Origin of the sequence: Leptospira haakeii, from assembly GCF_002812045.1 — a bacterium.
Taxonomy (GTDB): domain Bacteria; phylum Spirochaetota; class Leptospiria; order Leptospirales; family Leptospiraceae; genus Leptospira_B; species Leptospira_B haakeii.
In genome coordinates this window covers 352,413-378,517 of record NZ_NPEG01000001.1, presented here as the reverse complement: position 1 = coordinate 378,517, position 26,105 = coordinate 352,413, and the positions used below count along the sequence as shown (strand labels likewise).

General features: G+C 38.9%; 31 protein-coding genes. 12 read left to right on the top strand and 19 right to left on the bottom strand.

Annotation, left to right across the window (positions count from 1 at the left end):
* Positions 1–56 precede the first annotated feature (56 nt).
* Genes CH377_RS01905 through CH377_RS01885 form a run of 5 tightly spaced genes read left to right on the top strand, consistent with a single transcriptional unit; the run spans position 57 to position 4,530 of the window.
* Positions 57–1,055 carry a hypothetical protein gene (locus tag CH377_RS01905; RefSeq protein ID WP_243401932.1) on the top strand — a complete coding sequence of 333 codons (999 nt, stop codon included), beginning with the start codon at positions 57–59 and terminating at the stop codon, positions 1,053–1,055.
* Positions 1,052–3,289 (top strand): hypothetical protein, encoded by a 2,238-nt coding sequence (locus CH377_RS01900; RefSeq protein WP_100722139.1) that lies wholly within the window; start codon positions 1,052–1,054, stop codon positions 3,287–3,289. The genes CH377_RS01905 and CH377_RS01900 overlap by 4 nt, the downstream gene beginning before the upstream one ends.
* A gap of 31 nt (positions 3,290–3,320) precedes the next feature.
* On the top strand, positions 3,321–3,914 hold the full coding sequence (locus CH377_RS01895; RefSeq protein WP_100722138.1) for a tetratricopeptide repeat protein: 594 nt from the start codon (positions 3,321–3,323) through the stop codon (positions 3,912–3,914).
* A complete protein-coding gene (locus CH377_RS01890) occupies positions 3,914–4,117 on the top strand; it encodes a hypothetical protein (protein ID WP_010513917.1) in 204 nt (67 codons plus the stop codon). The genes CH377_RS01895 and CH377_RS01890 overlap by 1 nt, the downstream gene beginning before the upstream one ends.
* Entirely contained in the window at positions 4,114–4,530 is a 417-nt protein-coding gene (locus CH377_RS01885) for a hypothetical protein (RefSeq protein WP_100722137.1), read from the top strand. The genes CH377_RS01890 and CH377_RS01885 overlap by 4 nt, the downstream gene beginning before the upstream one ends.
* Here the strand turns inward: CH377_RS01885 and CH377_RS01880 are convergent.
* The 4 genes from CH377_RS01880 to serC all read right to left on the bottom strand — a co-directional run bounded on the left by CH377_RS01880 (position 4,492) and on the right by serC (position 8,595).
* Positions 4,492–6,372 (bottom strand): hypothetical protein, encoded by a 1,881-nt coding sequence (locus CH377_RS01880; protein WP_100722136.1) that lies wholly within the window; start codon positions 6,370–6,372, stop codon positions 4,492–4,494. The genes CH377_RS01885 and CH377_RS01880 overlap by 39 nt on opposite strands.
* A 23-nt stretch (positions 6,373–6,395) precedes the next feature.
* Positions 6,396–6,830, bottom strand: coding sequence for a ribose 5-phosphate isomerase B (gene rpiB / locus CH377_RS01875; protein ID WP_100722135.1), 435 nt, complete (start codon positions 6,828–6,830; stop codon positions 6,396–6,398).
* A 79-nt stretch (positions 6,831–6,909) separates the two neighbouring features.
* Complete coding sequence (locus CH377_RS01870; protein ID WP_100722134.1) at positions 6,910–7,485, bottom strand: hypothetical protein; 576 nt, start codon at positions 7,483–7,485, stop codon at positions 6,910–6,912.
* Positions 7,486–7,503: 18 nt separating this feature from the next.
* Positions 7,504–8,595, bottom strand: a complete 1,092-nt coding sequence (gene serC, locus CH377_RS01865) for a 3-phosphoserine/phosphohydroxythreonine transaminase (protein ID WP_100722133.1) — start codon at positions 8,593–8,595, stop codon at positions 7,504–7,506.
* A gap of 159 nt (positions 8,596–8,754) precedes the next feature.
* On the opposite strand from serC, the gene CH377_RS01860 reads away from it, so the two are divergent.
* Positions 8,755–10,428 (top strand): P83/100 family protein, encoded by a 1,674-nt coding sequence (locus tag CH377_RS01860; RefSeq protein WP_100722132.1) that lies wholly within the window; start codon positions 8,755–8,757, stop codon positions 10,426–10,428.
* Between the two features lie 75 nt (positions 10,429–10,503).
* Here the strand turns inward: CH377_RS01860 and CH377_RS01855 are convergent, their stop codons facing one another.
* The 5 genes from CH377_RS01855 to flgB all read right to left on the bottom strand — a co-directional run bounded on the left by CH377_RS01855 (position 10,504) and on the right by flgB (position 13,439).
* Complete coding sequence (locus CH377_RS01855) at positions 10,504–10,920, bottom strand: DUF4345 domain-containing protein (RefSeq protein ID WP_100722131.1); 417 nt, start codon at positions 10,918–10,920, stop codon at positions 10,504–10,506.
* A 66-nt stretch (positions 10,921–10,986) separates the two neighbouring features.
* On the bottom strand, positions 10,987–12,060 hold the full coding sequence (locus CH377_RS01850) for a helix-turn-helix domain-containing protein (protein WP_100722130.1): 1,074 nt from the start codon (positions 12,058–12,060) through the stop codon (positions 10,987–10,989).
* A 55-nt stretch (positions 12,061–12,115) separates the two neighbouring features.
* On the bottom strand, positions 12,116–12,496 hold the full coding sequence (gene fliE / locus CH377_RS01845) for a flagellar hook-basal body complex protein FliE (RefSeq protein ID WP_100722129.1): 381 nt from the start codon (positions 12,494–12,496) through the stop codon (positions 12,116–12,118).
* A gap of 12 nt (positions 12,497–12,508) precedes the next feature.
* Positions 12,509–12,970 (bottom strand): flagellar basal body rod protein FlgC, encoded by a 462-nt coding sequence (gene flgC, locus CH377_RS01840; RefSeq protein WP_008594730.1) that lies wholly within the window; start codon positions 12,968–12,970, stop codon positions 12,509–12,511.
* A 37-nt stretch (positions 12,971–13,007) separates the two neighbouring features.
* On the bottom strand, positions 13,008–13,439 hold the full coding sequence (gene flgB / locus CH377_RS01835; RefSeq protein ID WP_100722128.1) for a flagellar basal body rod protein FlgB: 432 nt from the start codon (positions 13,437–13,439) through the stop codon (positions 13,008–13,010).
* 109 nt (positions 13,440–13,548) lie between these two features.
* Here flgB and CH377_RS01830 point away from each other — a divergent pair, with 109 nt between their 5' ends.
* From CH377_RS01830 to CH377_RS01820, 3 genes are all read left to right on the top strand, one after another.
* Positions 13,549–13,839 (top strand): STAS domain-containing protein, encoded by a 291-nt coding sequence (locus CH377_RS01830; protein ID WP_036089317.1) that lies wholly within the window; start codon positions 13,549–13,551, stop codon positions 13,837–13,839.
* Between the two features lie 95 nt (positions 13,840–13,934).
* The gene (locus tag CH377_RS01825) at positions 13,935–14,339 is read left to right on the top strand and encodes an LIC10301 family lipoprotein (protein ID WP_243401931.1); all 405 of its coding nucleotides are present in this window, start codon (positions 13,935–13,937) and stop codon (positions 14,337–14,339) included.
* Positions 14,336–15,436: a tetratricopeptide repeat protein gene (locus CH377_RS01820; protein WP_100722125.1), complete on the top strand. Its 1,101-nt coding sequence runs from the start codon at positions 14,336–14,338 to the stop codon at positions 15,434–15,436. The genes CH377_RS01825 and CH377_RS01820 overlap by 4 nt, the downstream gene beginning before the upstream one ends.
* Here CH377_RS01820 and CH377_RS01815 read toward each other — a convergent pair whose 3' ends face one another.
* The 7 genes from CH377_RS01815 to CH377_RS01790 form a co-directional block, all read right to left on the bottom strand.
* Positions 15,437–15,862 (bottom strand): YbaN family protein, encoded by a 426-nt coding sequence (locus CH377_RS01815; RefSeq protein WP_100722784.1) that lies wholly within the window; start codon positions 15,860–15,862, stop codon positions 15,437–15,439. It lies immediately after the preceding gene.
* A 120-nt stretch (positions 15,863–15,982) separates the two neighbouring features.
* The gene (locus CH377_RS01810) at positions 15,983–17,392 is read right to left on the bottom strand and encodes an NAD(P)(+) transhydrogenase (Re/Si-specific) subunit beta (RefSeq protein WP_100722124.1); all 1,410 of its coding nucleotides are present in this window, start codon (positions 17,390–17,392) and stop codon (positions 15,983–15,985) included.
* 7 nt (positions 17,393–17,399) lie between these two features.
* Complete coding sequence (locus tag CH377_RS01805; RefSeq protein WP_008594681.1) at positions 17,400–17,681, bottom strand: NAD(P) transhydrogenase subunit alpha part 2; 282 nt, start codon at positions 17,679–17,681, stop codon at positions 17,400–17,402.
* Positions 17,682–17,746: 65 nt separating this feature from the next.
* The gene (gene queC / locus CH377_RS01800) at positions 17,747–18,454 is read right to left on the bottom strand and encodes a 7-cyano-7-deazaguanine synthase QueC (protein ID WP_100722123.1); all 708 of its coding nucleotides are present in this window, start codon (positions 18,452–18,454) and stop codon (positions 17,747–17,749) included.
* A gap of 3 nt (positions 18,455–18,457) precedes the next feature.
* Positions 18,458–18,835 (bottom strand): 6-carboxytetrahydropterin synthase QueD, encoded by a 378-nt coding sequence (queD, locus tag CH377_RS01795; protein ID WP_100722122.1) that lies wholly within the window; start codon positions 18,833–18,835, stop codon positions 18,458–18,460.
* Between the two features lie 114 nt (positions 18,836–18,949).
* The gene (locus CH377_RS19625; protein WP_008594055.1) at positions 18,950–19,099 is read right to left on the bottom strand and encodes a hypothetical protein; all 150 of its coding nucleotides are present in this window, start codon (positions 19,097–19,099) and stop codon (positions 18,950–18,952) included.
* A 122-nt stretch (positions 19,100–19,221) separates the two neighbouring features.
* A complete protein-coding gene (locus tag CH377_RS01790; RefSeq protein ID WP_100722121.1) occupies positions 19,222–20,163 on the bottom strand; it encodes a cation diffusion facilitator family transporter in 942 nt (313 codons plus the stop codon).
* A 94-nt stretch (positions 20,164–20,257) separates the two neighbouring features.
* Between CH377_RS01790 and CH377_RS01785 the strand changes: the two genes are divergently transcribed.
* From CH377_RS01785 to CH377_RS01775, 3 genes are all read left to right on the top strand, one after another.
* Entirely contained in the window at positions 20,258–20,869 is a 612-nt protein-coding gene (locus tag CH377_RS01785) for a uracil-DNA glycosylase (protein ID WP_100722783.1), read from the top strand.
* Between the two features lie 149 nt (positions 20,870–21,018).
* Complete coding sequence (locus tag CH377_RS01780; RefSeq protein ID WP_100722120.1) at positions 21,019–21,975, top strand: YjgN family protein; 957 nt, start codon at positions 21,019–21,021, stop codon at positions 21,973–21,975.
* A gap of 18 nt (positions 21,976–21,993) precedes the next feature.
* Positions 21,994–23,163, top strand: coding sequence for a M48 family metallopeptidase (locus CH377_RS01775; protein ID WP_100722119.1), 1,170 nt, complete (start codon positions 21,994–21,996; stop codon positions 23,161–23,163).
* A gap of 78 nt (positions 23,164–23,241) precedes the next feature.
* On the opposite strand, the gene CH377_RS01770 is transcribed toward CH377_RS01775, so the two are convergent.
* From CH377_RS01770 to CH377_RS01760, 3 genes are all read right to left on the bottom strand, one after another.
* Entirely contained in the window at positions 23,242–24,168 is a 927-nt protein-coding gene (locus CH377_RS01770; RefSeq protein WP_100722118.1) for an alpha/beta hydrolase, read from the bottom strand.
* 14 nt (positions 24,169–24,182) lie between these two features.
* Entirely contained in the window at positions 24,183–25,247 is a 1,065-nt protein-coding gene (locus CH377_RS01765) for an alpha/beta hydrolase (protein WP_100722117.1), read from the bottom strand.
* Between the two features lie 78 nt (positions 25,248–25,325).
* Positions 25,326–26,039 carry a fatty acid desaturase CarF family protein gene (locus CH377_RS01760; protein ID WP_100722116.1) on the bottom strand — a complete coding sequence of 238 codons (714 nt, stop codon included), beginning with the start codon at positions 26,037–26,039 and terminating at the stop codon, positions 25,326–25,328.
* Positions 26,040–26,105: the final 66 nt, after the last annotated feature.

The following is a 26,105-nucleotide window of genomic DNA, read 5'->3' as shown; positions in this document are numbered from 1 at the left end:
GATTATCCTATTGAATTAGACTGATTCTTTATAATGGAATCGCCGATACTAGAAAGGTGAACCCGCGCAAACATAGCAAAAGATCTCGAATTCTAACTCTGATACTGCTATGTATCGTATTGATTTCCATCCCTTTTTTTCCGGGAGCTTGGAAGGATGCGGTTTTCTTCTCTCCTGTCCAAATTCTTAGTTTGTACCCTAAACTGAAAAAGGAATCTTTCCTAGACTCTATCCTAGAAAGATTTCAAAACAAGTACTATGATCTGGGCTATAGATTTGAATATTTGATGAGAGAGTTTCCTAAACCTGAAACCGACAAGGAGGCAGAAGTTTTAGGAAAACATTTCACCTCTTCTATCAAATTGAAACAAATTCGAATTTATGATTATAATTACAGGACAATGTATTCTTCCGATCCAAAGGGACCTGGGTTTCATAAAGGGCTTAGGCTACTCGGAATGCAGGTATCTAAAGCGAGTTGGATAGAAGATACGGATGGATTTTTATTATACAGAAATTCTTCCGGAGATCTATATTTTCAGATCTTAAAGGAAGACGGAGATAGGATCGTTCACGAAGCAAGTGATTCTAAAAAATCATTTTTACCTCGGGATTTTTCGGAAGGGATCTTATATTGGGTATATAAGAAGAAGGAAGAAGATTCAGAACTTTTAGAAACCAATTTGAATCCGGACAGTACATTACTTCCGGATGCTGAAGTTTTGAATTCGGAAGAATCCAAGGTAATGATACATGCGTTGCTAGATAAAAATTCCAAGTCCCAAAAAATTCTAGTTCGTCCCGTTTGGGAAAAAATAATCGCTAATGATCTAGAAATTTATCTATCACAGCCTAGAAAAACAAGAGCGGAAGAGTTATTATTGATCTTAAGTGCTTTTGGGATTTCGTTAATCGCTTTGATTTGTGGAATACTCGCTTCTAGAATTTTATTCACGATCCGAATGGAGCACCGTTTTTCAGAGAGAGAAGAAGTGGTCCAAATGAAAACCGAGCTGATTCGTTTACTCGGACAATTTAGGGAAAAGACAAAATGATCGGCTTTAAATTCAGACTTATACTCGCTTTATCTTTTATATTTTCCGTTTCAGTACTTCTTTTAGAACCGTATTTTCCTTCTGGAATTTTTTATAAATCCAGATTGGAGTCGGTATTTTCCTCGTTTAATAAAGAGATCCTAGAGTTAGAAAAAAAGATCCGTGAATCAGATCCGGAAGAATTGGATACAAATAATCTATTCCTTCCAGTTAGAAACTTCTTATTCTGGGATCCGAATGTGAAAAATACTCCGAACCTCGAATTTTCCGGAGATAAAGAAAGATATCTATTGTCCCAAGCTTGGGAAGGAAAGACTAGTCGCTTTCTTTCCTTAGAGAATGAGCCTGTATTATTCGTTCCATTATATTCGAAATCAGTAGCGGTTCTTGCAGTGTTGGATAAGGAAAAATTCAAAATTTCCTTGGACGATAAGATAGAATATTTTGTTCCCGAGCCAAGACTTGGGATCTTCCAAGATTGGGAAGAAAAAGGGGACAAGACCGATCCGCGAAAAATTTCAGAAGAAGTTTTGAAATCCATGAAGGATGGAGGAAATGACTTCAAAGAGATCCGGTTAGGAGATAAATTATACAGAGCTTATTACGCATTCTATCCGGAAGAAAAAATAGGTTTTATCCAAGGGATCTTGCTTTTAGTTCCTTTTGAACGTAATATTTTCTTAATATTGTTCCCTGTATTTTTCGGATTATTGTTTTTACTGGATGCGTGCATTTTACTTGTTAGAAAGAATAAATCCACTTCTGCCTATGCAAAATCGGATGTGTCCAAACTCATCCAAACTCTTTCTCAGCGAATAGAAGAAAGTAATTTTAAACAGGTAGAAGCGGCAAAATTGCCAGAATTAACCGATATTCCTGAGATTGTAACCGTTCCTCCTGTTTTAGAAACTAAACCGAATGCAAGTGGCACATTTTATGTTCTACCTTTTGATCTTCCTGGAGATTCATTCTTAACTCCGAAGTTTTTAAGAGAGAAGAAGGAGCCAATTCATGTAGAAAGAGAAGTAACATCTGCTCCTTCTACCGTATCCGTAGTAGAAATGCCGGAAGCTCTACAGAAAAAAAGAGATTCTATCTTTACGGATGAACTGGCAAGGCTTGTGGAGAAGGTAAAATCTACTTCGCCTGAAATCCCTGAGATCCAAATTTTAGATCGTCCTAAGGATTCAGGTCTTTTGGCGAAAGCGCTTAGAGTCACGGGACTCGCTGAGATCGGACTTAAGGCTGCGAGAGGGCTTGCTCCTCAACATAAATCCAGATTTTTCCTATGGGCAAGAGCATGGTGGGGAATTCGCAAAACAGATCCAAATGAAGAACTTCCTCTTTCTGAAAAATTCAGAGGTTGGTTGGATAAACAGCCTATCCGTGAAAAAAGAAAGATCCTAGAAGTTTTAGATGAGATCCACCAAGGTTTGGATACTCCTATATCTTCATTATTAAAATATTATCTTACAATTTTTTCTTCTCTTCACTTAAAATCTTTTAGTATTCATTTTTATGATAGAAGAAGAGGCGCTTATCTTCCTGTGGTATCCTACGGTTTACAACCTTATAGCCGTCAGAACATGATCTTCTTATATGGGGATCAATTCTTAGGAAAAGAAGTAGGAGATGTTTCTATCATAGACGTTACGGAAGAACGACGTAACGATCATTTCTTCCGTAAAAAATTCGATTCTGCGGATTTGGATGGAGTGATGAGGATAGTTTCCTTCCCACTTTTTAGATCCGGTCTAGATTTTAGGTTCTTTCTGATGTTCCCGGACCCACCTAATAATGATTTGGCGGAGCAAATAAGGGAAAATGTAGAAAATTCTATAGAACCAGTAGAAGATGCATTTTTACAATTAGAGATAGAACAGGCTTCTCATGCCATCCAGGACAAAAGGGATTTGGTTCAAATTCAATTCTTACTTCTTCGTTGGGCAACACATGGTGAAAGAAGCAGATGTAATTTATACAAGATCAAATGTACGGGTGACTTGGAGTATTCTTCCATAGACAAATGGAGAAAGGATGTTCTGGAGGAGATCCAACCTAGACTCGGATCGGAAGATTACGGATTTGGAGTTTCACCTTCGGAAATTTTTGTTTTATCCAGAGAAGAAAGAGAATCCGAATTAAAAATGATCTTGGATTCTATAGGCAAAGAGTATAAGATCACTCCATTACCTTATCCGGAAAACGGAAAAAACTTATACACTTATATTTGATATTTTCCTTTCGGTTAAGATCTAATCTAACATGCGCATTCTCTGTTGTATCATTTTGTTTTGTGCAAGTTTATCTTCTTCTTATCCTCAAGAAGAAAATAGAAGGGAATGGAATAAGGCAGCAAAACAAAAAGTTTTACTTCTTCACCAAAGCGGAAAAGAAGTGGAGAGTCTTCCCTTCTTAGAAGAATATGTTAAAAAAAATCCGAACGAGTTGATCTATAAACTCTATCTGGCTCGAGCACTTTTTTGGAGAGCTGACTTGGAATTGCCGGGTCATTCAGAAGATGTATTTTCTAGAATGGAGAAGGTCCGAAAAATCAGAGACAATTACCTCCGAGCTGCGAGTCTTTTCGAAGAAAATGTCGGTTATTTAGGAAAGGTAAGCCCAAGAGATCCAGATTTGGGAAAGTGGACCTTTTTATGGGCAATGTCGGAGTGGTATGCTGGCAGAGAAGATCGGGCCATTCAGCTATTTAAAAAGTCTTTTAAGCATGATTTTCGTCTGAATCAGGCAAATTATAATATAGCGGCTATTTACGAAAACTTGGGGCAGATCCTAGATTCTCAAATTTATTACGGAACCTACTTGAAAAACGAAAAGGAACTGAAAGAAGAGGAGTAATGGCCCGTGTCGAAAGAAGATTTCAAATGCTCCTCACAGAGGAAGAATTCGAATTATTAAGAACAGAGGCGGAAAAAAGAGACCTATCCGCTTCGGAATTGCTTCGCTCCTGTTTTAGGAACGAAATTTTTAAATCCGATTCTTACCAAAGATTAGAAGCTTTGAGAGAATTATCCAAAATTTATCCGGAAGCGAAAGTTTGAAATTATTAGTTTCTTCGGACTGTTTTAAGGAATTAATACTTGGAAATTCCTCTTCTCGTCGTTCCGTGTCGAACGCGATCGAATCACTTACGAAAAAAAATCATATTTTCGTTTTGGCTCTTCCTAGTTTGGATTCTGTCCTTGAAAAAGAATCCGATCCCTTAACAAGAGAGATCATTTGGACCCAATCTAAAAATCTGTTCTTGGATTTTTTACCTGTCAGAAAAGAAGAGATCTCACTTGCGATACGACTTTCTTCCTCTAAAAACTTGGAATGGAAAGAATGGTTGGAAATTGCTACAGCTTCTTTGGCGGATTTGGATGGGATTTTGTGTACGAATCCTAAATGGAAAGAACAGAATATAGTAAAGATACTACTCGCTCAGGAAGTAGACCTCGACGGAGTCGCTTAAAGGGCTGAGTTGGTCGGGTCCATTTTCCGGGTCGTAAACAGAATTATAAGCGGCAACTTTGAAATAATACGTTAGTCCCTTTTGGAAGAATAAAAGTTTTTTATCGTAAGGGTCTTTACGAGGTTTTGGTTTTTTCTTTTTGGGTTTTGGACTTTCGTCCTCATCATCATTCTCTTCCGGTTTTTCTGCGTTTAAAGAAATGAGTCGATTGTCTATACACTGACAAAGTTTAGGACCACTCATATCGTTACGTTTAGGGCAAGTAGAATCATCACCCAAGATCGGATCCAAATATTCGCTCATAGGATGTTTGAATTTTCCCTTGGTAGTTAGAACTGGCATCTTACCTTTTGCCAGCTCTTTGCTAGTACCTTTTAAGATCCCGACCATACGATTCGGACCGACTCCGTAGTGGATTACATAGCCGCCTTTTTGTTGCACATTCCTTTCCGGATTTTGGGTCCAACTTAAACAAACGCGAGGACCCTGGGCTTCAGGATCATAATCGTCAAAGTTCACTATTTTTAAACCGGCAGGCCTGACCGGAGGAATTGTTTCTCTATAAGAAAATGTTAATGCTTCTAATTCCGGGCTGGACTTCGATCCTGAATCAGTCTTAAATTTTACCTTTACTTGGTAATATTTGAAATAAGAAAGTTTGTTTCCCCAGGCTTTATCTAATGGAATACGATAACTGGAAGATTTTCCTTTAGTAGAACTTTCTTCTTCCGTTTCTCTATATGGATCATCTTCTTTGAATTCTTCTTCTATTTTTCTGAGATCAATCGATCTCCAGGCCGGATATTCTTCTGTTTTGGAAAAAATTTTAGGAGAAGATCTGAAATATAATTCTAATACCGAGGATTTAGGAACATTCGCTTTTAATAATACCGCTTCCGGGATAGAATTGGAAAATTTGGTTTTATAAACAGGAGAGACTGCAGTTCCGAATTTTGCGTCCGCAGTAAAGGAAGATGGATCATATTTTTGACCATCGTATTGAGTGGATAAGACTTCCGGATCGGGACTTCCTTTGGAGACCAGAAAATCATCTAACCATCCATAAAAACTTTCTCCAATCTTAAATGGAGTGCTGTCTTCCGGATGAAAACCAATTCGAATGATCGGTTCTTTAGAAGAAACAGAAGATCTGTCGGTTTCTTTTCCGTTGATATATAATACGACTTCTCTCTGAGCAGGTTTGAAATGAATGATAAAATGATTCCAGTCGGATCTGGAAAGTCTGGAATTACCCGCAAGCTTTAGAGATAGATGTGTTTTGTCGGCTTTTTGAAAAAAATTACGAAATTCTAATATCGGAATTTCATCTTTAATTCTGAGATCCCAACCGAATTTTTTTCCTCTGGTGTATAGATCTTTGGAAAGTAAGATAGCTTCCTTATCCAGGTTTCCAGGCAATAAGAAGAAGGAGATATAAAATTCTTCTTTAATATCCGGGCTTGTAAGAATTCCTTTTGTTTTTCCCGAAACTTTGATCCCGGATCTTTTACCCACAAAACCCGCGGATCTTTTTCCGGAATGTGCTTTAGCTGAATCAGGAAGATAAGAAGAAGTTAATATTCTATAACCGCCTGCCTTATCATTCAGGTCAGCTGCTTCTTTTTCTTCAAAATCTAAAAACAGATCTGAACCTTCTTTACGATCACGGGGACTTAATTCTAATTTAGGAGCGCCGTTTTCGGTACTTCCTAAACGGACATATTTAAGAACGAATGCGCTTAAGGAGAATGAATTAGATTCGGCAGAGATAGAGCCGGAGAAAAAGGAAACAAGACTGAGCAAACCTAAGAGATAGACCGGATAAAGGATCTTGTTTCGCATTCTTAAAGGTGTTTTTCCGTTTATTAAACGATGGTGTCTAACTGACCCACTCTTCTTTCATGACGGCCTGCCTCGAAAGAAGTATTTAGCCATTTTTGAACGATACGTGCTGCAAGGTCTTTGCCTAAAATTCTTCCGCCCAATACCAATACATTTGCATTGTTATGACGACGGGACATTTCCGCAGTAAATTCGTCATGGCAAAGAGCGGCTCTGATTCCTTTGTGACGATTGGCTGCGATAGAAGCTCCGATTCCTGTTCCACAAAGTGCAATCAGTCCATCTACTTCTTTAGAAAGTACTTTTGTGCAGGCCTCAGCGATTATTAAAGGGTAATCTACGGAGGACTCATCCTTTGTGCCGAAATCAAGGATCTCAATTGAGTCCGCTAATTCTTTGCGAAGGTATTCTTTTAGTTCGAATCCACCGTGATCGGAAGCGATGCCAATTTTTTTCATGTTCTAAAGGTACCGTACCTGCGTGAATTCTCTGATTCAAGCAATTTACAACAAGGATTGGAAAATAAGGAAAAGTTTCTTAATCGAAGAGTCCTTCTTTCAAGAAATCGGGAGCAGTCTGGTAGAATTCCCAATGTTGGAAGAAGAGGGCCATATAGGTGTTTTGGAAAGTGGATAAGGGTAGAAGTTTCTCCGATAAGGATTGAAACTCTGCCTGGTGTAATCTTGCTAAAAGTTCTTTTTTGGCCTCTAAAAAGTTACGTAGGTTTTTCTCTTCAAAAGCGGATAGACGGATAGTCTTCTCATCTGAAAGCAAAAAGTTTTCATAATAAGAAAACATAAGTTCTTTGGTTTCCCTATGATGAGAATGGTCAGCTAATAAAGTAACTTGTTCTTCTTTAGTTAATCCGGACATACGGATACATTCTAAACTTTGATAAGCGGATTTTGCTTCTTGTAAGGCAAGATTTTCTGCGATCTTGGTTCTTTCTTCCGGAGAAAGTTTAGAAGAATAAAATTCCTTTAATTCTTTGTTGCTGGGGCCTTGGGATAAACAATGACCTATTTTCAGTTTTGTAGGGAAAAATAAAGGAGAAGCGGATATTTTTGTGATACCCGCACATAGAAGAGTTAAGATCAGAAGAATGTGTTTCATTCTATTCTTCCAGAAGATTTAGGCCTTCTTCTCGAATTCCTTCATGTATTCCACTAGAGCAACTACACCTTCTTTAGGCATAGAATTATAGATAGAAGCTCTTAAACCTCCAACCAATCTATGGCCTTCTAATCCGTGAAGTCCTCTTTCTTCTGCTCCTACTAAAAACTTAGATTCTAAATTTTTGTCATGAATAGTGAATACAACATTCATTACTGATCTTGAATTCGGTTTTACTGGAGCATTATAGAAGGAAGTGGTTTCCAGATAATCGTATAGGATTTTGGCCTTCTCCTCATTAATCTTTTCGATCTTCTCCACTCCTCCTAGATCCTTTAACCATTCAAATACAAGTTTGGCCATATAAATTGAGTAAGTAGGGGGAGTATTATACATGGATTTGTTTTTTGCAGTCAGTGAATAATCCATCAATATAGGAATAGTTCTGCCGGAACGTCCGAGTAGATCTTTACGAATGATCAGAACGCTTAAGCCTGATGGTCCGATATTTTTTTGTGCTCCCGCAAAAATCGCACCGAACTTACTTACATCTATCTTTCTAGAAAGAATTTCAGAAGTCATGTCCGCAATCAAAGGTGCCTTAGTGATATTCGGGATCGTTGCATAACGAGTTCCTAATAAAGTATTATTAGAAGTGATATATACATAAGCTGCTCCAGGATTAACCATGGAATCATTTAGTTCAGGAGACTCAGTGTATTTATGATCTTCTCCGTCATAAATTTTTTTGACAGGGCTGAATCTAAGTGCTTCTTCCATAGCCTTCTTCGCCCAGATGCCTGTGACTGCAAAGTCAGCGGACTCTCCCTCTTTCAGAAGATTTAAGGGTAGGGCGGAGAAGTGGAGGCTAGCTCCTCCGGAAAGAAACATAATTTCGTAATTTTCCGGAACAGATAATAATTCTCTGAGCAAGGAAAGGGAAGTATCCAGGACTTCTTCAAAAAGTTTTCCTCTATGGCTATCTTCCATGATGGACATACCGGACCCGCGGTAGTTCAGAAACTCGGAAGCCGCCTTCTCCATGACTGGAGTAGGTAACATCGCAGGACCTGCGCAAAAATTGTAGATTCGGCGCTCAAATTTGCTCATGAGGTTAGGGTAAAAATCAGGTCTTGGGAGGCAACTTTCTTACTACTTCCATTTCCTAGAAGGATGGAAAAATCCTTGGCAGAGTCCTATCTAGAATCATAAGATAGCCATTCGTCTCTCCCAAGTTTGGGGGTATTCGTTTTTCAAAGGAGTTCCATAATGTCACGGATTCGACTGGCCGTATTTCTAATCTTCCTCGGAAGTTTTAGCTTTCCGATCTTCGCCCAAGAGGGGCCTAAACTTGGAGAAAAGGAAGTTCGTTCTTCCGGAAAAGTGAACTTCGTCAACAGATCTGCCGCAAGAGCGGATGAAGAGACAAAAGGAAGTAACGCGAGAACCGGTGCCGGATTATCCGAAGCGTTAAAGAAGGATCCTAAATCAGCAGCTTCTGCAGATGGGATCACTGCGATCCGTATTCTTCCAGATGAGAAGGAAAAAAAGTTCGGAGCAGATCTGATCAGCATCGGCAAAGACGCTGACTACGGACATATTAACTCCATCCAAAGGATTCTTTCCGGATATGTGAAAGCAAACTTCGGATATTCAGAAGCAAATTCTGATACGTTAGCAACTTATATACTTTATTATAATGCGATCCATCGTAAAGGTGCTGACTATGTTAAACGGAAGTACAATAGCGAAGTTGTAAAAAACGCACAAAATGACAAGATTGGTATCGGCAGACGTTATACGGAATGGCCTGGAAAAACTCAGATCGTTATTCCTATCGTAACCAATATTCTTTCAGCTGACGGAAAGGATCTGGATACGGATGAGCTGGAGAAAGAAGTCAATAAGGACCTAGATAAAAAGAAAGAAGGTCAAGACGATAAGAAAAAAATGAACGACCTTCAGAATGAGAAGGCAGAAGAAGAAAAACGTAAACTCCAGGATAAAAAAGAAGAGAATAGAAAAAAACAAGAAGATGCATCCAACAAAGAAAGAGATGCAGAAAGAGAGATCCAGGAACTGAATAAAGATCCTGTTAAGAACAAACAAAAGATCACTCAAAAACAAGAAGAACGTAAACAAGCACAACAAGAGCAACAAAAGGCTAAAAAAGAAGAGCAACAATTAAAGGAAAAAGAGAAAGAGATCGCTAAAAAAGAAGAATCTCGTAAATCAGATTCTAAGTCCTCTTCATCTTCTTCCGATTCCAAAAGTTCTTCTTCCGGAGATTCAAAAAAGTCCGAAGCTAAGTCCGACGACAATAAGTCCAAGGAAGAAATTAAACAAGAACTGAAAGAAACTAAAAAAGAGTTAGAAACAGTTAAAGAAGAACAGAAGAAAAAAGAAGAATTCGACAAGAACGTTGTCGGTGGGAAAATTCTATTCCTTAAAACCTTAAAATACACTTCTGATGGACATTATAGCAACGAACTTCATGCGTTAGATCCGGCTAAAGATGATACAATCTTTAAAGGTGACTTTAACAAGATTTGTGGACGTACTTTCGAAGTAGTGGATGGAAAAGCCCTCGTAGTAGGTTACGAGTCTGATCACTCAGCAGCTCACAAACTTATCTTGATCGATCAAGAAACACTGAAACCTGCAATTTGGTCCGGAGACTCAGTATTCTGGCGAACTCCAATGATCATCAAAGGTGAAGAGATCTACGCATTTGAAGAAAGAAACGGAAAATATTATTTAAGCCGTTACGACAAAGGTTTAAAGAAAACTGCCGGAACTGAAGAAGAGATCAGTCCGAACTCAAACGTAACTTTCTTCGGCGAGAAAATTTACGTTACCGGTAAAGAAGAAGGTTCCGGGAAAACTGAAATCGCAGTATTCAGCAAAGCGGATCTGAAATTAATCAAGAAGATCAAACCTTAAGATTAGCTGATCGTTCAGAAGAGAAGGCGGGTTTTGCACCCGCCTTTTTTTATTTCCGGAGAAGTTTCGTCGGCCTTAATTTTTTCTTAAAAGCCAAACACCTAAGAATACGGAAACAATTTCAGTAGCCATACTTAAGTAGATGTATTCATTTCCTGGCCCGTCCAAGAACAGGGTGTACAGTCTTGCTACAAACAATCCTGCAGCACTTGCAACGGAAAGAAGAATGGCCTGGGTTTTGAATTCTGGTTTTATTAAACCATAATATACTATCAGTCCAACTCCGAAACATAACCCTGAATACATCGCTCTGAAGTCCGCAAGCGCTGCACTTGAATGAATCGTATATCCGATTGTATTCGCCAAAGGAACCGGAAATAGAAGGAAGGCGACAGTAAAACCGGCATACACTGCCAAGTTTAAAACCAGAAAAATTTTAGTGATCCAACCTATAAGTGACCCGGTTTGATCTGAAATAGAGTGAGTTTGCATTTTTTGTCCTCTCCTCGTTTGGGATGAGAAGAAGATACACAGTTTCAGAGGACCGGTCGTCCGGCGTTATAAAGGTTTACACATTTTTCTATAAGAAATCGGGGTTTTTTGGGTAAGTTTTAAAAAGGCTTCATTAAAGGAAGAACGGTTATTAAAGCCAACTGTCATTGCGATTTCCAAAACGGTTTTATCCGTTTCATACAAAAGTTGTTTTGCGTCTTCTATCCTATAGTGATTGATCAAAGAAAAATATCCTTTTCCGATCCGATTATTGATTAGTTCCGAAAATTGGTGAGTGGTTAGGGATAGTTCTTTGGCAAGTTCCGATAAGGACAGGTCTTCTCTTCGATGGATTTTTTCGGATTCGAATAGAAAGTTCAGTTTTTCTAATATAGGATCGATTTCCATACCTTCTAATCTGGTCCTGGAATATTTTACCTTTGCTAGATCGGATTGAATAGTTTCCGGAAAATCGAAATATTTCCTACGGATATAATATACGAGCGAGACTGCAAGAGTCACGGTTAATAGTGCAAGTTTCAAAAAGATAGGATGGAAGATCAGTCCGACGATTCCAAAAATGGAAACGGTCAAACAATCTAACGCAAAAATTCCGAATAAGATCTTAAATTTCAGGTCTGAGATTTGGGTAAGTATCTTTAAAATCGGAAAAACAAAACCTAAAGAAAAAAGTCCTGCACCTAAGTACAAGACTCCAGTTCCGGAAATCGGATTTTGTATACTCCATTGGATTTGGGAAGAGGTGTTCGGATATTCTCCCAATCTGAAAAACAAAACTATTCCTAAACAAAGTAAGAATGGAACAAAGAAAAGTAGATGTGCCGACTTATATCTAAAATCTTCTTCCAAGAAGGCGAGAAGAGATAAAAAAGCAAAAGCGGGTGGAAGATAGAGAAGAGGAAGATTCCAAAGTTTTAGATTTAAATCCCGACCTGCATTCGGATTTAATACCAAGGAACCCGAAAGTTGCATAAATCCTAATGAGATTAGAGTAAGAGAAAGTAAAATCTGAAATTTATGTTTTCTGTCGGAAGGGAATTCTCCGATTGCAAGCAAGAACGAAAGAAATCCTCCGAAGAGAATCATCCCATCTGCAAACCATCCCAATAACTCAGGCATGGTCTTATTGTATTTTAGGAATAGATAAGTCGAATCGAAATTCGAATTAGAAAAATTATCTCATGGAAGTAAGATCTCTATAAGCTCTTACAACACCATCAGCTAAAGTTTTAGTGAACGTAAGTGCCACTCTTGCTTTTTCAGAAGCTACCATCACTTCGTGAGCATCTACACTATTCGGATCATATACCATTTTTTGGGTGAGTTCGTCTGCTTCTACCTGTAGATCGTTTACGGATTTGAATGCATTTCTTATTGCTTCTGAAAAACTTTCAGCAACATAGTCCGGAGCCACAGGCTCTTTCACATCTCCATAATGACGTTGGTCGTCTATCTTTACGGAAACTTTGTCACCTTTAGGAGAAAGAGGAAAACGAGAATCGGAATATCCTGAGTTATAGTTGTACCAAAGTTTGGAATTAAAATCTACGTTCATTCTTCTCTCCTATTAAGCTCTTCCGATCTCTAAGGCTTTGTTGAACATCGCCTTGGATCCGTTGATCATCTGGACGTTTGCTTCGTAGGATCTGGAAGCAGAGATCATGTCCGTCATTTCGGTGACTATATTTACGTTCGGCATTTCTACATAGCCTTTTTTAGGCCCGATCTGGATCGCATCGGGGTGGGTAGGATCATAAGTTAATCTTAAAGGACTCATATCCTTCTCGATTTTCATTACTTTCACACCTTTACCTTCGCCAGGAGAAAGACCAAAAGGATAAACAGGACTTTTCCATTTGGTTCTAAGATTTACGGGAGTCAGGATCACTCTGTCCCTGCGGAAAGGGCCGTCTCCATTCGTATTTCTAGTAGTAGTTGCGTTCGCGATATTGTTCCCGATCACATCCATCCGGAGTCTTTGAGCGGAAAGTCCAGTGGCGGAGATATTAACTGCGCTAAATAGTCCCATCTTCTTCCTCTAAATCTTAGCTATGTCTCTATTGAGATTAAGCCAACCTCATTACGTTCTTCAAATCACGGAAGTTCGCATTCATTCTTTCGACCATCATCATGTATTGCATTTGAGAATTGGAAGCTTCCATTACTTCTTTCTCTGGATCCACGTTATTTCCGTCTGCTCTGACTGTGGTCAGATAATCAATGTTTGCTTTAGGCTTTACGGATTTATAATCTAATGGAGTAAAAAAGGAGATATGACGTTCGTCTTCGATCCTAGTCGGGACCGCTTTAGAAGCTTCTATCTTTTCTGATTCCAATGCTCTTTTGATCATGGATTCAAAAAGTACTTCGCTTCTTTTAAAATGGGGAACATCCGCATTTGCGATATTGTCTGCGAGGACTTTTCTTTTCATAGAGGCGGCGTTCATTCCCTTCTCTAGTAAGTCCTGAGTCTTCATGAAATGTGTTTTTTGGAACATAAAGCTCTCCCGTATAAAATTTCGGTTGAATTTCAAAATTCCCAAAGATAAAAAAAGAAAACTGGCCAAAAATTTCTCAGAAAAGGCCAAAAAAGGACTCAAATCGAAAATGGGTGAAAATTCGGAGATTATCGAGATCAAGCCGGAGCTAACTGCCCTTTTTAATGACTATTACGCATTTCGAAACCAGTTGATGGATGCAATTGCCAAAAAACCGGTTAAAATCGTCTTGGATCTGGGCAAAATCCCTGTGATGAATTCCATATCCATCAGTTCCTTGGTTTGGTTCTGCAAAAATGCAAAGTTAGAAGGGATAGAGATCGATATAAGAGAGATACATCCTGATTTAATGAAAACATTCGAAGTTCTTAAGATCGACGAATACTTTCAACGAATCTAAATCGCAAGCTCTGAATTCACATCCCGGTTTCTTATAGGTTCAAGAGCTTCGGGAATTCCCTGGACATCCTTACTACGCGGTATAGCTTGGCTTCCATGAAAAAAATTCTTTTTTTCCTAGTGATCTTATCCTTACTCATAGGTTGTCAACCTCCTCTGCAGGAGAGAATCTTAGGTATATGGGAAAGAACTTCCGTTTGCGCGGCAGATGGACAGTGCAAAAATTCAGAGCCAGGTAAGGCTCCTAAACTTTCTATTTTCAGACCTGGACTTGCGATTTACGAAAATCCGGAAGATCCTGAAAACCAACGCAAGATAGAATATGAATTTTACGAAAAAGAAACTAAGTCCAGAGAACCTGAGCTTATATTTAGGTTTTTAAATCTAGGATTCGATATTCGTTACATCGTGAAAAAAGCGAATAAAGAAACTCTGGAACTATCCAATCCTGACCTGAACAATACCGAAATTTATAAAAAATTAGGTCCCGCTCCAGAATGATTATTTGTCGGAAGAATATTTCTGCAATACTCCTAGGCTCTATACTTTTAATAGGAGTCAGCCTAGGATCTAAGGAAACTGAAACTTCCGACGAAAACCAATCGATACTTGCCCCTTCTCCTGAAGGGGAATTACCACTTCCTCCTCAACCAGCCGACCAAAGCGAAGTTTCTAGAAGAAAATACCAGATCCTGGCTTTGAACACCGAGACGATCAATTTATTAAGATCCAATGCTCTTGCACGTGCCCAAGCAAATATAGAACGTCTGAAAAAGTTGGATCCGGATTGTTTGGAATATCATTATCTAAACGGTGCGTATTTATATGTGATAGGAAGATATCCCCAATCCAAAAAAGCTCTTTTAAAAGCTGTGGAGATCAATCCAAGTCATGATCCATCTTATTATCTTCTTGGAATGATTTTTGTAAGAAGAAGTAAATGGGAATCCTCTGTTCAATACTTCCAGAAAGCAGTGGAACTTGCGAATTATAATCCTTTTTACAGATTAAATATGGCTCTGGCTTATTTTGAAACAGGACAATATCTAAAAGCAAAAGCAGAAGGTGAGAAGGGAATAGAACTTAAACCAAATTATAGAAACTTAAAACTGATCTTACTAAAAGTGAATTTTCTTTTGGGGAATAAGGCAGATGCTTTGGCTCAGTGTAAGGAATTTGCGAAAGAGGGTTTTATCAATAGGGAATTTGCTTATATCTATGCAAGACTTGCGATGGATATAGATAAAAATTTCCGTAAGGCGATCAAACTTTATAATCAGTTTCCTGATCTTCCTTTTAATGAAAAAAGGTTTTTGGCTCATGCTTACTTTCATACTTCGAATTATAGGGCTTCTGCAAATATATATTCTATAGTTTCAGGTTCTAAAATATTTTCGGAAGAAGATAGGATCAATTATCTTAGATCTTTAGTGTATATTAAGGATTATAGAAGGTTAGAATCTTTTGTGGCTTCTTGGATGTTAGAGGAGCCCGAAAAAAAATTAAAGATACAAGAGGCTTTAGATACTGCGGAACTTCTGAGAGAGAACGATCCGAAAGTATATCATATGCTTCCTTCTCGTTCCCCTTATAACTGATTATTCGGTTATATCTTCCTTTTTGGTCGGAAAGCGAAGAATATAATAGATTACGCATATACCAATCACTGCCATTCCGATCCGAACTGGGAGAAGAGGTGCAAATATCGCACTGATCGTCATAGTGATCACTATCGTGGAAACTGAGATAATTTTTGCTTTTAAAGGGATCGCTTTGTGGATCCTCCAATCCCGGATAAAACTTCCGAAATATTTATTATTCATGAGCCAGTTATAGAACTTTTGAGAAGCCCTTGCGTAACAAGCTGCCGTTAGAAGTAAAAATGGAGTAGTAGGTAAAACAGGCGTAAAGATCCCAACAATTCCTAGAATTAATGATATGGTTCCTATTATAATCAATAAATAGCGAACGAATCCATATCTATGAAGTTTTACTTCGTGGCTATAATCCTTTTGTTCTGCCAATGGACACCTCTTAGTATTTACCGAGCTTGAACCTATTTCAAGAAAAGTAGATATAAAAAAAGGGAGGCCATAGCCTCCCTTTTGCAAGAATCATTTCCGTTAATTTTCGGAAAATTCTTATCAGGTATCCTTGAGTGCAGTCACGATTTCTTGGGTGGCTTTTTTACCATCTTGGAAAAACATGAGACAGTTTTCTTGGATGAAGAGCGGGTTAGGAACTCCTGCAAATCCTGGGCTCAAGGAACGTTTGATCACGATAATGGTTTTTGCTTTATCCACATCTAAGATCGGCATTCCTGCGATCGGGGAACCTGGATCTGTTTTTGCCAGAGGGTTTACCACGTCGTTTGCACCGTTGATGATCACTACGTCTACAGTATTGAAAGTAGGGTTGATCTCGTCCATTTCCTTCATTTTGTCATAAGGAATATCAGCTTCCGCCAATAGAACGTTCATGTGACCAGGCATCCTTCCTGCGACCGGGTGGATCGCGAATTCAACTTCGATATTCTTATCGGTAAGTTGGTTGTAAAGTTCGCGAACTGCGTGCTGAGCTTGAGCAACTGCCATTCCGTAACCAGGAACGATAACCACTCTTTGCGCCATATCCAGTAACATCGCAACTTCTTCTGCAGAAGTTGCTTTTGTTTTTCCAGTATAGATGTCTCCGGAATCAGTAGAAGAAGTAGCTGCTCCAATTCCTCCGAAAAGAACGTTCGGAAGGGAACGATTCATCGCCTTACACATGATTTGCGTAAGAAGGATACCGGAAGCTCCAACGAGTGATCCTGAGATGATTAGTACATTGTTTCCTAAAACGAATCCAGTTGCAGAAGCTGCAAGTCCTGAATAGGAGTTAAGAAGAGCGATTACCACCGGCATGTCCGCTCCACCGATCGGAATTACTAACAGAACCCCAAGGATAGAAGCTACTAGGACGATGTACCAGTACCAATCGATCTTAGTAGGCTCAGTTACATTCAAGTAACCTAGGTAAAGTGAACCGATTAAAAATAGAACTTTTACGATCTGGTCTCCGAAGTAACGAACCGCTTTTTCAGAGATCAAACCTTGCAGTTTTCCGAAAGCGATCAAACTTCCTGTAAGAGTTACTGCTCCGATAATACCGGTTGCCGCAGTAGAGATTGTAAACTGAAGATCAGCAAGTTGTTTCGTATCATGACCGGGTTGTAGGATTTCCATTAAGGAGTTTCCACCAACTAAGAAGGAAGCAAGTCCTCCGAGTCCGTTCAGAAGCGCCACTAGCTGTGGCATTCCTGTCATTTCCACTTTAAGAGCGATAAATGTTCCGATTGCAGTTCCAACTAAGAGTGCTGACCCGATAATGATGATATCACTTTGGTTGATAGTTCCGTATTCGAAGAATACACCTACAACCGCGAGAAACATACCAAGCGCTCCGGTAAAGTTTCCTCTTACCGCAGTTTTAGGATGAGAAAGTAGCTTTAATCCAATGATAAAAAGGATACTTGAAACTAGATAAATGAGGTTGATATACGCTTTTTCCATTTATGGTTTAATCCTTTTTCTTGAACATTCCCAACATACGGTGAGTTACTACGAACCCTCCGATTACGTTGACGGTTGCTGCAACGATTGCGATAAATCCCAATACTTGAATAATCCAATGATTTGTAGTATGAAGAGTTAAGATCGCTCCGATGACTGTAATCCCTGAAATGGCGTTAGAGCCTGACATAAGAGGGGTATGTAATAAAGGAGGAATACGGTTGATGACCTCGATTCCTACGAACACTGCGATTAAAAATATCGTCAGGTAGCTTACGAACTGTTCCATATTAGCTTCCTATGGACGGCGGCAGGGGAAAATTCCTCAAAACCGATGCCTTAAAATCTGTTCGTTCACTTTTCCGGGACGCCTGCTTCCTGAAAACCCTTTTTTCGAAGCAAGCAGGAGTCACATTTTCCGCAGGGTTTGCCTCCCGCGGGATCATAGCAAGAATGAGTCATAGAAAATGGAACACCTAGTTTAGAGCCCAATAACACGATCTCTTTTTTATCTAAGAACTGCAAAGGTGTGCAGATCTCAAGTGGATGACCCTCTGCTCCAGTTTTAGTCCCAATACGGATCGCATCTGAATACGCTTTTATAAATTCGGGTCTACAATCCGGGTAACCCGAATAATCCAAAGCATTCACACCTATATAGAGTCTTTGGGCTCCGATACCTTCTGCCAAAGAAACTCCAAAGGATAAAAACAAAATATTTCTTCCCGGAACATAAGTGTTTGGGATCTCAGAATGCCCCAAAGAATTTTTGGGTACCTTGATTTTCTTTTCAGTAAGAGAAGAACCTTGGAAAAATTCAGGATTCAATTTTTGGATCAGATGTGGTACTTCTAAAAGTTTTGTGATCTTTTTGGCAGATTTGAGTTCTTGTTTATGTTTTTGATTATAATCGAAGGAAAGAGCAATAGGAGAATAACCATCTTGGATTGCTTGGTACAAACAAGTGGTAGAATCTAATCCACCCGAGAAAAGAACAATGGCCTTCGGATTTTTAGAATGAGATTTCGTTCGAACACTGTTCGACTTGGAAGAAGAACTCATCTTTTATTTCTCAGAAGGTCCGTTATAAACACATGCACTAGTACAGGTTTCGTTTAAAGTGATCTTGTATAAAAGAGAAAGCTCGGGTTTCAGTTTTTTCCACAACCAGATGCTGATATTCTCACTGGTCGGATTTTCTAAACCTTCTATTTCGTTTAGAAGATAATGATCTAAATAGTTTTCGAGTAAAGGTTTAACAACCTTGCTGACTTCTGCGAAGTCCATCAACCAACCAGTTTTTTCGTCCACCCTACCTTTCAGATGTAATTTAAATCGAAAGCTGTGGCCATGCATCCTTCTACACTTATGACCTTCCGGAACGTTCGGTAAAAAGTGAGCGGCATCGAAACGAAATTCTTTGGTAAGTTCTATTTCTTCCATTTAGATGTTGGACGAATGGTTGATTCAGAAAAATGAAAGTCCGGTTTCGGAGTACCGATCCGGAAATACGCGGACCGACTTTATGAAATCGGTCTTAAAAAGATCAGGAGCGGATTATTTTTTAACCAGTTCTTTCAGGATTTCCTGTTTTTTCTGGTCCTTCTGAAATTCGTTTAATACCAGCCACTCACGTTTGATTTGTTTCTCGTTAATACCTTTTGCTTCCGCGTATTTTTTGAGAAGTTTAGCTGTTTTTTGGTTCATACCAACCAAAATCCGGGTAGTTTCCCCACTGTCAAGTATAGAAGGTCCGCTTGTGCCGGGCTTCCACCGCTGTTAGGGGTTTGGATATTTTTTAGGGAAATTCCCTATCTGATTATGTCACATCAACATTCTTGGTAAGGGCATTCTGCGCCTGCAGGTTCTACTTCTACAGTTGCATGAGGGATATGAAATTCTTTGGTAATATTACGAATCTTCTCTTTTAACTTCTGGGCCCCCGCAATAGAAGTTTCCTGAACACCTACATGAAGAGTTAGAACATGATAATCTCCATCCATGGACCAAAGATGAAGATCATGGACTGAACGAACTCCTTTCAGTTTTAAGATACGATTTTCTAATTCTTTTGTATCGATCCCTTCGGGAGAAGATTGAAGATGTAAGAGAAGTATCTTTCTTAAATTGCGGAAGGATTGGATCCCAACCCAAAGAGAGATGGCGATAGATAATACAGGGTCTACCCAAGACCATCCGAATACGATCAGAGCAATACTACCAAAGAATACCGCAACCCATCCTAGCACATCTTCCAAAAGATGAAGGAATGCAGTTTTTGCATTCAAACCGGAACTATTCTTTAATTTGAATAATGCGGCTCCGTTTACAATTACACCTAATATGGAGAGACCTAACATTCCCCAACCATTCGGAGAGCCAGGTTCGTTTAATTTGGTAATAGCAAAGAATAAGATCCCGAAAGATCCTAAAAATAGAACAAAAGAATTTACTAATGCAGCAGAAAGACTGAGTCTTCTGTAACCGAATGTGAAGGTTTGGGTCCTTGGTTTTGCCGCTATCTTTTGAAAAATCCAAGCGAGAGCCAAGAAACCACTATCTCCCAGATCATGAAGAGAATCAGAAAGAATTGCTAAGCTATTAAAAAAATACCCACCTACAAATTCTATCCCTGCAAATCCGAAGTTTAAAAGAAATGCAAATAAGAATGCACGGGAGTTCTCAGGCATAGAACTAGAATGAGGATCTCCTGAGTGGGAATGAGAGTGTCCATGATGATCATCGTGAGAATGATGATGATGCCCGTGCATGGATCTAAAATAAAGAACATATCTAAATTCTTCCAGTCACTTTTTGGGAAATTGGTTGCAGGATAACGGGTTCTCTTTATCGATAAGAGCAGGTATGAGTGAAACTTCAAAAGAGAAAGAGTTGGAGATCATCGCAAAGGAAGTGGCTCCTTGCGTTCGATGTAAATTGAGCACTACTCGGACCCAAACAGTTTTCGGAGAAGGAAATCCGAACGCAGATATTATGTTCATCGGAGAAGGTCCAGGAAAACAAGAGGACCTGACAGGCAGACCTTTCGTTGGAAAAGCAGGAGAATTATTAACTAGGATTATAGAAAGAGGGATTGGAGTTCCGAGAGATAGTGTCTATATCGCGAACGTTACTAAATGTAGACCAACTGTAGATCTAAAATTCGAAAAAGACAGGCCTCCCGAAGACGACGAAGTAATCGCATGTTCTCCGTTTTTACTCAGACAAATTTCAATCATACAGCCAAAAGTGATTATTACCTTAGGGAATCCTTCTACTAGATTTATTCTGAGAACAAAAGAAGGGATCACCAAACTTAGAGGGCATTGGGGAGATTTTCATGGGATCCCTGTTATGCCAACTTACCATCCCAGTTACGTAATCCGCAACGGTGGGGAGAATAGTCCCTTAAAAAGAGATGTCTGGGAAGATATAAAAAAGGTCTTGGACAGACTGGATTGGAAACGTCCGGGATAGTATAAATTGATCCGGTCCCAAGTAAAAAGAAGTCTCTTGTAAATTTGTTTCTTGCAGATGGGAAAACTCGGATCTAATCTGACCCTCTATTTGTAATGTTTGGTATAACTACCTGATCTTCGAATAGGGAATTCTTTCAGGAGAATCGAATGGAAAATTCAACGACTCGCGCCAAGTTTGACGGGGCCGGATGGGACCTATTTAAATTATATCTTTTTAATGCTTTGGCTACGATCAGTACATTAGGCATTTATTCTTTTTGGGCAAGAGTAAGAGTAGAAAGATATCTAAGACAACATACAGTCTTTTTAGGACAAAGATTCGATTTCCATGCTACCGGTCTGGAAAGGTTTTTAGGATTTTTGAAAGCGGCTCCGATCGCGATTATACTATTCTGTGCAATTAAATTCCCTCTACAATGGTGGGTCTTTAGCGCCGAGCTTGAGCCTCTTTCCAATTTAATTCCGATCTTTCTTCTTCTGTATATTTTAGGACCTTTTATCTTTGTAGGAAGATTAAGATTCCATCTAAGTAGGACTTCCTATAATAATATCAGATTTCATTTTGCGGGAAGAGTTCTGGAACTTGTTAAAATTTTTTTAGTAGGACTTCCGCTTACGATTATTACCTTTGGATTTTATTCTCCTTGGTTCACGATCCGACTGAAAAGATTTCAGATAGAGAATACATATTACGGAAATGCAGGATTTAAATTCGATGGAAAAGGAGGTTCTTTATTCTGGATCCATCTGAAAGGTTTCCTTCTACTTTTACCTACATTAGGATTTTATGCTTCTTGGTGGCAGGCAAATGTTTACAATTATTTTTGGAATCAAACAACGGTAAATGGGATCAGATTTAAGTCCAATTTAAAGGGAGAAGATATACTTGTTTATACCATTCTTTCTTATATGGCGATCTTATTCTCCCTAGGTTTGGCATTTCCTTGGATTGCAGTAATTTGGTATAAATTATTCTACGAAGCGATTTCTTTAGAAGTGGAACCGGATCTGAGCCAGATCCAGCCGGAATTTGATAAAGGAGCCTCCGCGTTGGCAGAAGGATTCGAAAGTTCCTTGGAAGCTCTGGCAGATATATTCGATTAATTCCAGTCCAATATACACATGAAAGATAAACTATACGATGGAAAAACCGCAATTCCTTTTGAAGGGGATCTTGTCCCGGAAAAAGACAGGCTAGTCTTTCTTTCGGAGCAGAAATCCTTTAGTTTCCAATATTCCGATATTCTAAACTTAGATCCTGTAGGTAGAGAATTCAGATTAGAGATCAGGAATCCGGAAAATCCTACGTATAGTTTCGTTGTAGTATTCTATTCTAAAGAAAGTTACGGTTCTGTCCTTGCGGGCAGAAAGTCTCAGAATAAATTCCCTCTTTTAGATCTATGGCAGAATGCTCATTTTGCTCTTAAACTTGGCGCATTGGCTTTAACTGCATTTTTAGCTTTTTCAGTATATAATGCAGGTCTTTCTTATGCTTACTTTTTTGTCCCGACTAGTTACGATAAAAAACAATCAGAAGTAATGTCCGGATGGGTCAGAGATTATTTTTCTGAATGTTCGTCTCCTGCTTTAAAATCTACAATGAAGAAGATCAGTAAAAAGCTGAAGGATACTGATGATCCATTTGATTATGATATTATCGTAATCGATGACGAGGTGTTTAATGCATTCGCAATGCCTGGCGGTACCATAGTAGTTTTTACCGAGTTATTGAAGAAGACCGAAACTCCGGAAGAACTTGCGGGAGTATTGGCTCACGAGATGGCACATATTCATAAAAGGCATGGGGTTCGCAGACAAATCCGTTCTGCCGGGAATGTTGTGTTATTGTCTTTAGGAATTGGTTCTGGATTCGAGGGAGTGGACATGTTGGAAAACATGGATTCTCTTTACGAGGTCTTAAGCGTCACGATCTACGACCAAAAATTTTCCAGAGAATATGAATCGGAAGCAGATGAGATTGCTTTGGAAAAATTAAAAAAATCGAATCTAACAGGAGAAGGATTCCTAACCTTCTTTAAAAGGATCCAAGAAGAATACGAGGTTCCTCAAGAGGGAGAAGAAGTCTCCAAAGATGGAGCTGTAAAAATCCCGGATTTTTTAAGTTCTCATCCCGCCACAGAGGACAGGATAGAATATGTTAAGAATATCATCTCGCATCCGAATTACCCAAAAGGAAAATTAGGAATTTCGAGTAAAGAATGGAATCGTATTCGAGGACTTTGTTCTCCTGTAAAACCGAAGAAAGAAATTAAGAATCCTTTGGGTTTATAGGAACTCCTACAAACAAAGGATTTTATAGTTTATGCGATGTTGGAATTCCAACATCGCGTATCCATAAAAAACTTCGGATTATTCTCCCTTCTTCTTAGCTAACCAATCTGCTATCTTTTGATAAATATCAGAAGGAGCGGACTCGTGTGCGAATAAAGAAAGATGATCGTAATCTATTTTTCCGCCATTGTCTCGTCCTGCTTCGAAAAATTGAGTGAAACCTCTTTTTCTACGATAAACCGGATGAATGGATTCAGAAGTAGCGATATTATCTAACTTGCCTGAAACAAATAGGGTCGGAAAATCCATTAACTCGAAGTCGGCCCAAACTTTCGGGTTTTCTTCTAAGGAAGGAAGATAATTCCATAATGTTTGGTAAAGATATAAAGTAGTAGGATTGTCTTCGTCTAAAGAGATAAATCTAGAACAAAAACTATCTTTGTTTTTACAAGAATTGGAAAGATCAGTTCCGAATCGTTTCTCTTTTTTCATATCATCTATGAAACTATCGTTATATTTGTAATCCATTCCGGTTCCTAAAAAGAAAACCTTGGAGATCGCAGGATCTTTTTTGGATCGGATATAATGTAGAATTGCTTGGCCTCCTACTGAGACTCCACCTAAAATATAATCTTTACGATTGCTTAAGCCTTGGACTTGAGAAACTGCTTGAGGGATCAGCTTTTCTCCCACTTCTTTCAGATCTAATCCGGGGTATACTTCGAAATGTAAAAGGAAAACTGAGAAACCGTTTCCGCTTAACACTCCGATCAGTCCGTTATAATCTCCAAGATATAAAGACTTTTTATTCACTAAGATCGGATCTAAAAGTAGAACAGGTGGATAATCCGAGCTGTGTTTTAGGAAATTGGTCAGATATACATTAGACGCTATGTTTGCTGTCTGATTTTTAAATGCTTCTTCCGTAATTACTGCATATCTTGTGCAGGAGAAAAATAGTAGAATGGCAAATAAGAAGAATATGATTTTATTTTTGAATTTCATTTTATGATCCGGAATTAATTTCTTTTGTTCAACCAGTGGATGATAGTCGGAAACACTTCGTCATCCGCCTTCTTTCCTACGACTAGGTCAGTGTGACCATAGTCTTCTGAAAAACCTTTTCCTTTAGAAAGTACGAATAAGGTTTTATCCGTAGAACCTAATTGGTCGTAAACATATCGGAGAGAATATGTGAATCCTAGTTTGTCCCTTCTGCCTGCAACTAATAGTACAGGGATCTTGATATTTCCGAAAGCTTGAGAATAGATAAGTTTGCCGTCTTCCGAACGGAATTGGCCCGTCTCTACGATTTTATCCATCTGTCTTGCTTCTCTTTTGGAAACTGTTGCTATGGAATCGGTAAAGATCCCGGAAACAATTTTAGGATCTATATTCGGTGCATGCCAAAATACTTCTTCGAAACTTCTTTTAGGAAAGATAGGAAGCCCTGTTCCTCCTCTGACTCCGGACCAAGTTTCAGTTGGAACTGCAGGCCATAAATTTAATGCCCAGGTAAAGCTGGACCATAATTTTAAAGCGTCAGATGGCGGATCCATAACCGCAGGAGAGCCGATCGCCACGAAGTTAGCCACTCTGTTCTCGCCCAAACTTCCGAGTCTTGCGTATTGGAGCATACCTCCCATACTATGACCGATCCAATTTACCTTTTCTTTACCGGTGTTTTTGAGAACATATTGGATCGCAGCATCCGCATCTTGTTTTATATAATCATCGATAGAATAATCAAAAGTTTTATCTCCCCAGAATAAAGAAGGAGATCCTGCTTCTTGTTTTCCTCTTAACTCTAAAAGCCAAACATCGTAACCTTCTTTTTGAAGATGTGCTACTATAGAGGACTTTTCATTTATCTTAAGATAAATACGATTCGCTATGAATCCGTGACAGAGTATCACAGGATATTTTTTATTAGCGGTTCCTTGTAGAGGAGGAAAATGTTCCAGGGTAATATCCCAACCATCTGCGGTTTTAGGATGAAGGATCTCTCCTTTTAGCGCGATATTCGCGGAACAAGAAACGATTAGAGATACGCAAACGAAGGATGCGAAAAGAAAACGAAGCATACCCGCGATCCTCCTCCTTGCCGAAATGGAATCAAGGAAAATTCAAAACTAAATTTGAAGTAAAGAACGATGTTCGTACTAACCGATGTGCAGAAAATTTAGAAAGTAGTCCACCGACTTCTTCACAGTTGGAAAGAATCGGATCTTATGAAGTAGCGGATTCCACCAACCTGTCGTAATACAAAAATACGTATCGTATGGAGCAGTATGGTGTATTTTATGATGCTCTGGAGAAAGTATCCAACGCTTTTTTTGCATATATTTGATGAGTTTATTCGGCTCATCTTGGTGGGCCCATTTATGGATCTGATTGGTGAAAAAGATCCCGACCAGAACAAGTATCCAAAATGTTCTGGCCCAAGGAAAGTTTCCGCTCTCCAACGGAGCAAAAAAGCAATACAAAAGAATGGGAAGTGACACTAGACAATTATTCCCGTTAGTCTCCACAAAATCGTGTCGAGTGATACCTTTAGGATCTACATGATGATCCCTAAAAGGAAAAATAAAAGCGGGTCCGATATATGGAGTAAATTCGTTCCCGAAACTATCCCCTAAAAAATGAACAAAACCGGAAAGAAAGTCAGCAGTAATATAAGCTAAGAATAAGAGAGCTACAAGTTCTGATAAAAAAATCCAAGGGGTATCTTGGAAAGCCGACCAGGATAGTGTTCCGAACTCATACAGACATAGTCCGGAAAAAACTAAGAATAGAAGTATACTTAGAACTTCCACTAGCCTATGGATCTTAAAAGGAGAAGGGAATAAAATTTTCAGCAAGTTCATGGTTCTCATTTAAAACCGATACATAAGAGATAAATCGATCAAAAATTTAGATATTTCGGATTAACGAAATGTTCT

Excerpts from the sequence above, each read along its gene's own strand:
- CH377_RS01900 (WP_100722139.1), top strand. The coding sequence starts at position 1,052 with ATGATCGGCTTTAAATTCAGACTTATACTCGCTTTATCTTTTATATTT.
- CH377_RS01895 (WP_100722138.1), top strand. The coding sequence starts at position 3,321 with ATGCGCATTCTCTGTTGTATCATTTTGTTTTGTGCAAGTTTATCTTCT.
- CH377_RS01890 (WP_010513917.1), top strand. The coding sequence starts at position 3,914 with ATGGCCCGTGTCGAAAGAAGATTTCAAATGCTCCTCACAGAGGAAGAA.
- CH377_RS01880 (WP_100722136.1), bottom strand. The coding sequence starts at position 6,372 with ATGCGAAACAAGATCCTTTATCCGGTCTATCTCTTAGGTTTGCTCAGT.
- rpiB (WP_100722135.1), bottom strand. The coding sequence starts at position 6,830 with ATGAAAAAAATTGGCATCGCTTCCGATCACGGTGGATTCGAACTAAAA.
- CH377_RS01870 (WP_100722134.1), bottom strand. The coding sequence starts at position 7,485 with ATGAAACACATTCTTCTGATCTTAACTCTTCTATGTGCGGGTATCACA.
- serC (WP_100722133.1), bottom strand. The coding sequence starts at position 8,595 with ATGAGCAAATTTGAGCGCCGAATCTACAATTTTTGCGCAGGTCCTGCG.
- CH377_RS01860 (WP_100722132.1), top strand. The coding sequence starts at position 8,755 with ATGTCACGGATTCGACTGGCCGTATTTCTAATCTTCCTCGGAAGTTTT.
- CH377_RS01855 (WP_100722131.1), bottom strand. The coding sequence starts at position 10,920 with ATGCAAACTCACTCTATTTCAGATCAAACCGGGTCACTTATAGGTTGG.
- CH377_RS01850 (WP_100722130.1), bottom strand. The coding sequence starts at position 12,060 with ATGCCTGAGTTATTGGGATGGTTTGCAGATGGGATGATTCTCTTCGGA.
- fliE (WP_100722129.1), bottom strand. The coding sequence starts at position 12,496 with ATGAACGTAGATTTTAATTCCAAACTTTGGTACAACTATAACTCAGGA.
- flgC (WP_008594730.1), bottom strand. The coding sequence starts at position 12,970 with ATGGGACTATTTAGCGCAGTTAATATCTCCGCCACTGGACTTTCCGCT.
- flgB (WP_100722128.1), bottom strand. The coding sequence starts at position 13,439 with ATGTTCCAAAAAACACATTTCATGAAGACTCAGGACTTACTAGAGAAG.
- CH377_RS01830 (WP_036089317.1), top strand. The coding sequence starts at position 13,549 with ATGGGTGAAAATTCGGAGATTATCGAGATCAAGCCGGAGCTAACTGCC.
- CH377_RS01825 (WP_243401931.1), top strand. The coding sequence starts at position 13,935 with ATGAAAAAAATTCTTTTTTTCCTAGTGATCTTATCCTTACTCATAGGT.
- CH377_RS01820 (WP_100722125.1), top strand. The coding sequence starts at position 14,336 with ATGATTATTTGTCGGAAGAATATTTCTGCAATACTCCTAGGCTCTATA.
- CH377_RS01810 (WP_100722124.1), bottom strand. The coding sequence starts at position 17,392 with ATGGAAAAAGCGTATATCAACCTCATTTATCTAGTTTCAAGTATCCTT.
- CH377_RS01805 (WP_008594681.1), bottom strand. The coding sequence starts at position 17,681 with ATGGAACAGTTCGTAAGCTACCTGACGATATTTTTAATCGCAGTGTTC.
- queC (WP_100722123.1), bottom strand. The coding sequence starts at position 18,454 with ATGAGTTCTTCTTCCAAGTCGAACAGTGTTCGAACGAAATCTCATTCT.
- queD (WP_100722122.1), bottom strand. The coding sequence starts at position 18,835 with ATGGAAGAAATAGAACTTACCAAAGAATTTCGTTTCGATGCCGCTCAC.
- CH377_RS19625 (WP_008594055.1), bottom strand. The coding sequence starts at position 19,099 with ATGAACCAAAAAACAGCTAAACTTCTCAAAAAATACGCGGAAGCAAAA.
- CH377_RS01790 (WP_100722121.1), bottom strand. The coding sequence starts at position 20,163 with ATGCACGGGCATCATCATCATTCTCACGATGATCATCATGGACACTCT.
- CH377_RS01785 (WP_100722783.1), top strand. The coding sequence starts at position 20,258 with ATGAGTGAAACTTCAAAAGAGAAAGAGTTGGAGATCATCGCAAAGGAA.
- CH377_RS01780 (WP_100722120.1), top strand. The coding sequence starts at position 21,019 with ATGGAAAATTCAACGACTCGCGCCAAGTTTGACGGGGCCGGATGGGAC.
- CH377_RS01775 (WP_100722119.1), top strand. The coding sequence starts at position 21,994 with ATGAAAGATAAACTATACGATGGAAAAACCGCAATTCCTTTTGAAGGG.
- CH377_RS01770 (WP_100722118.1), bottom strand. The coding sequence starts at position 24,168 with ATGAAATTCAAAAATAAAATCATATTCTTCTTATTTGCCATTCTACTA.
- CH377_RS01765 (WP_100722117.1), bottom strand. The coding sequence starts at position 25,247 with ATGCTTCGTTTTCTTTTCGCATCCTTCGTTTGCGTATCTCTAATCGTT.
- CH377_RS01760 (WP_100722116.1), bottom strand. The coding sequence starts at position 26,039 with ATGAGAACCATGAACTTGCTGAAAATTTTATTCCCTTCTCCTTTTAAG.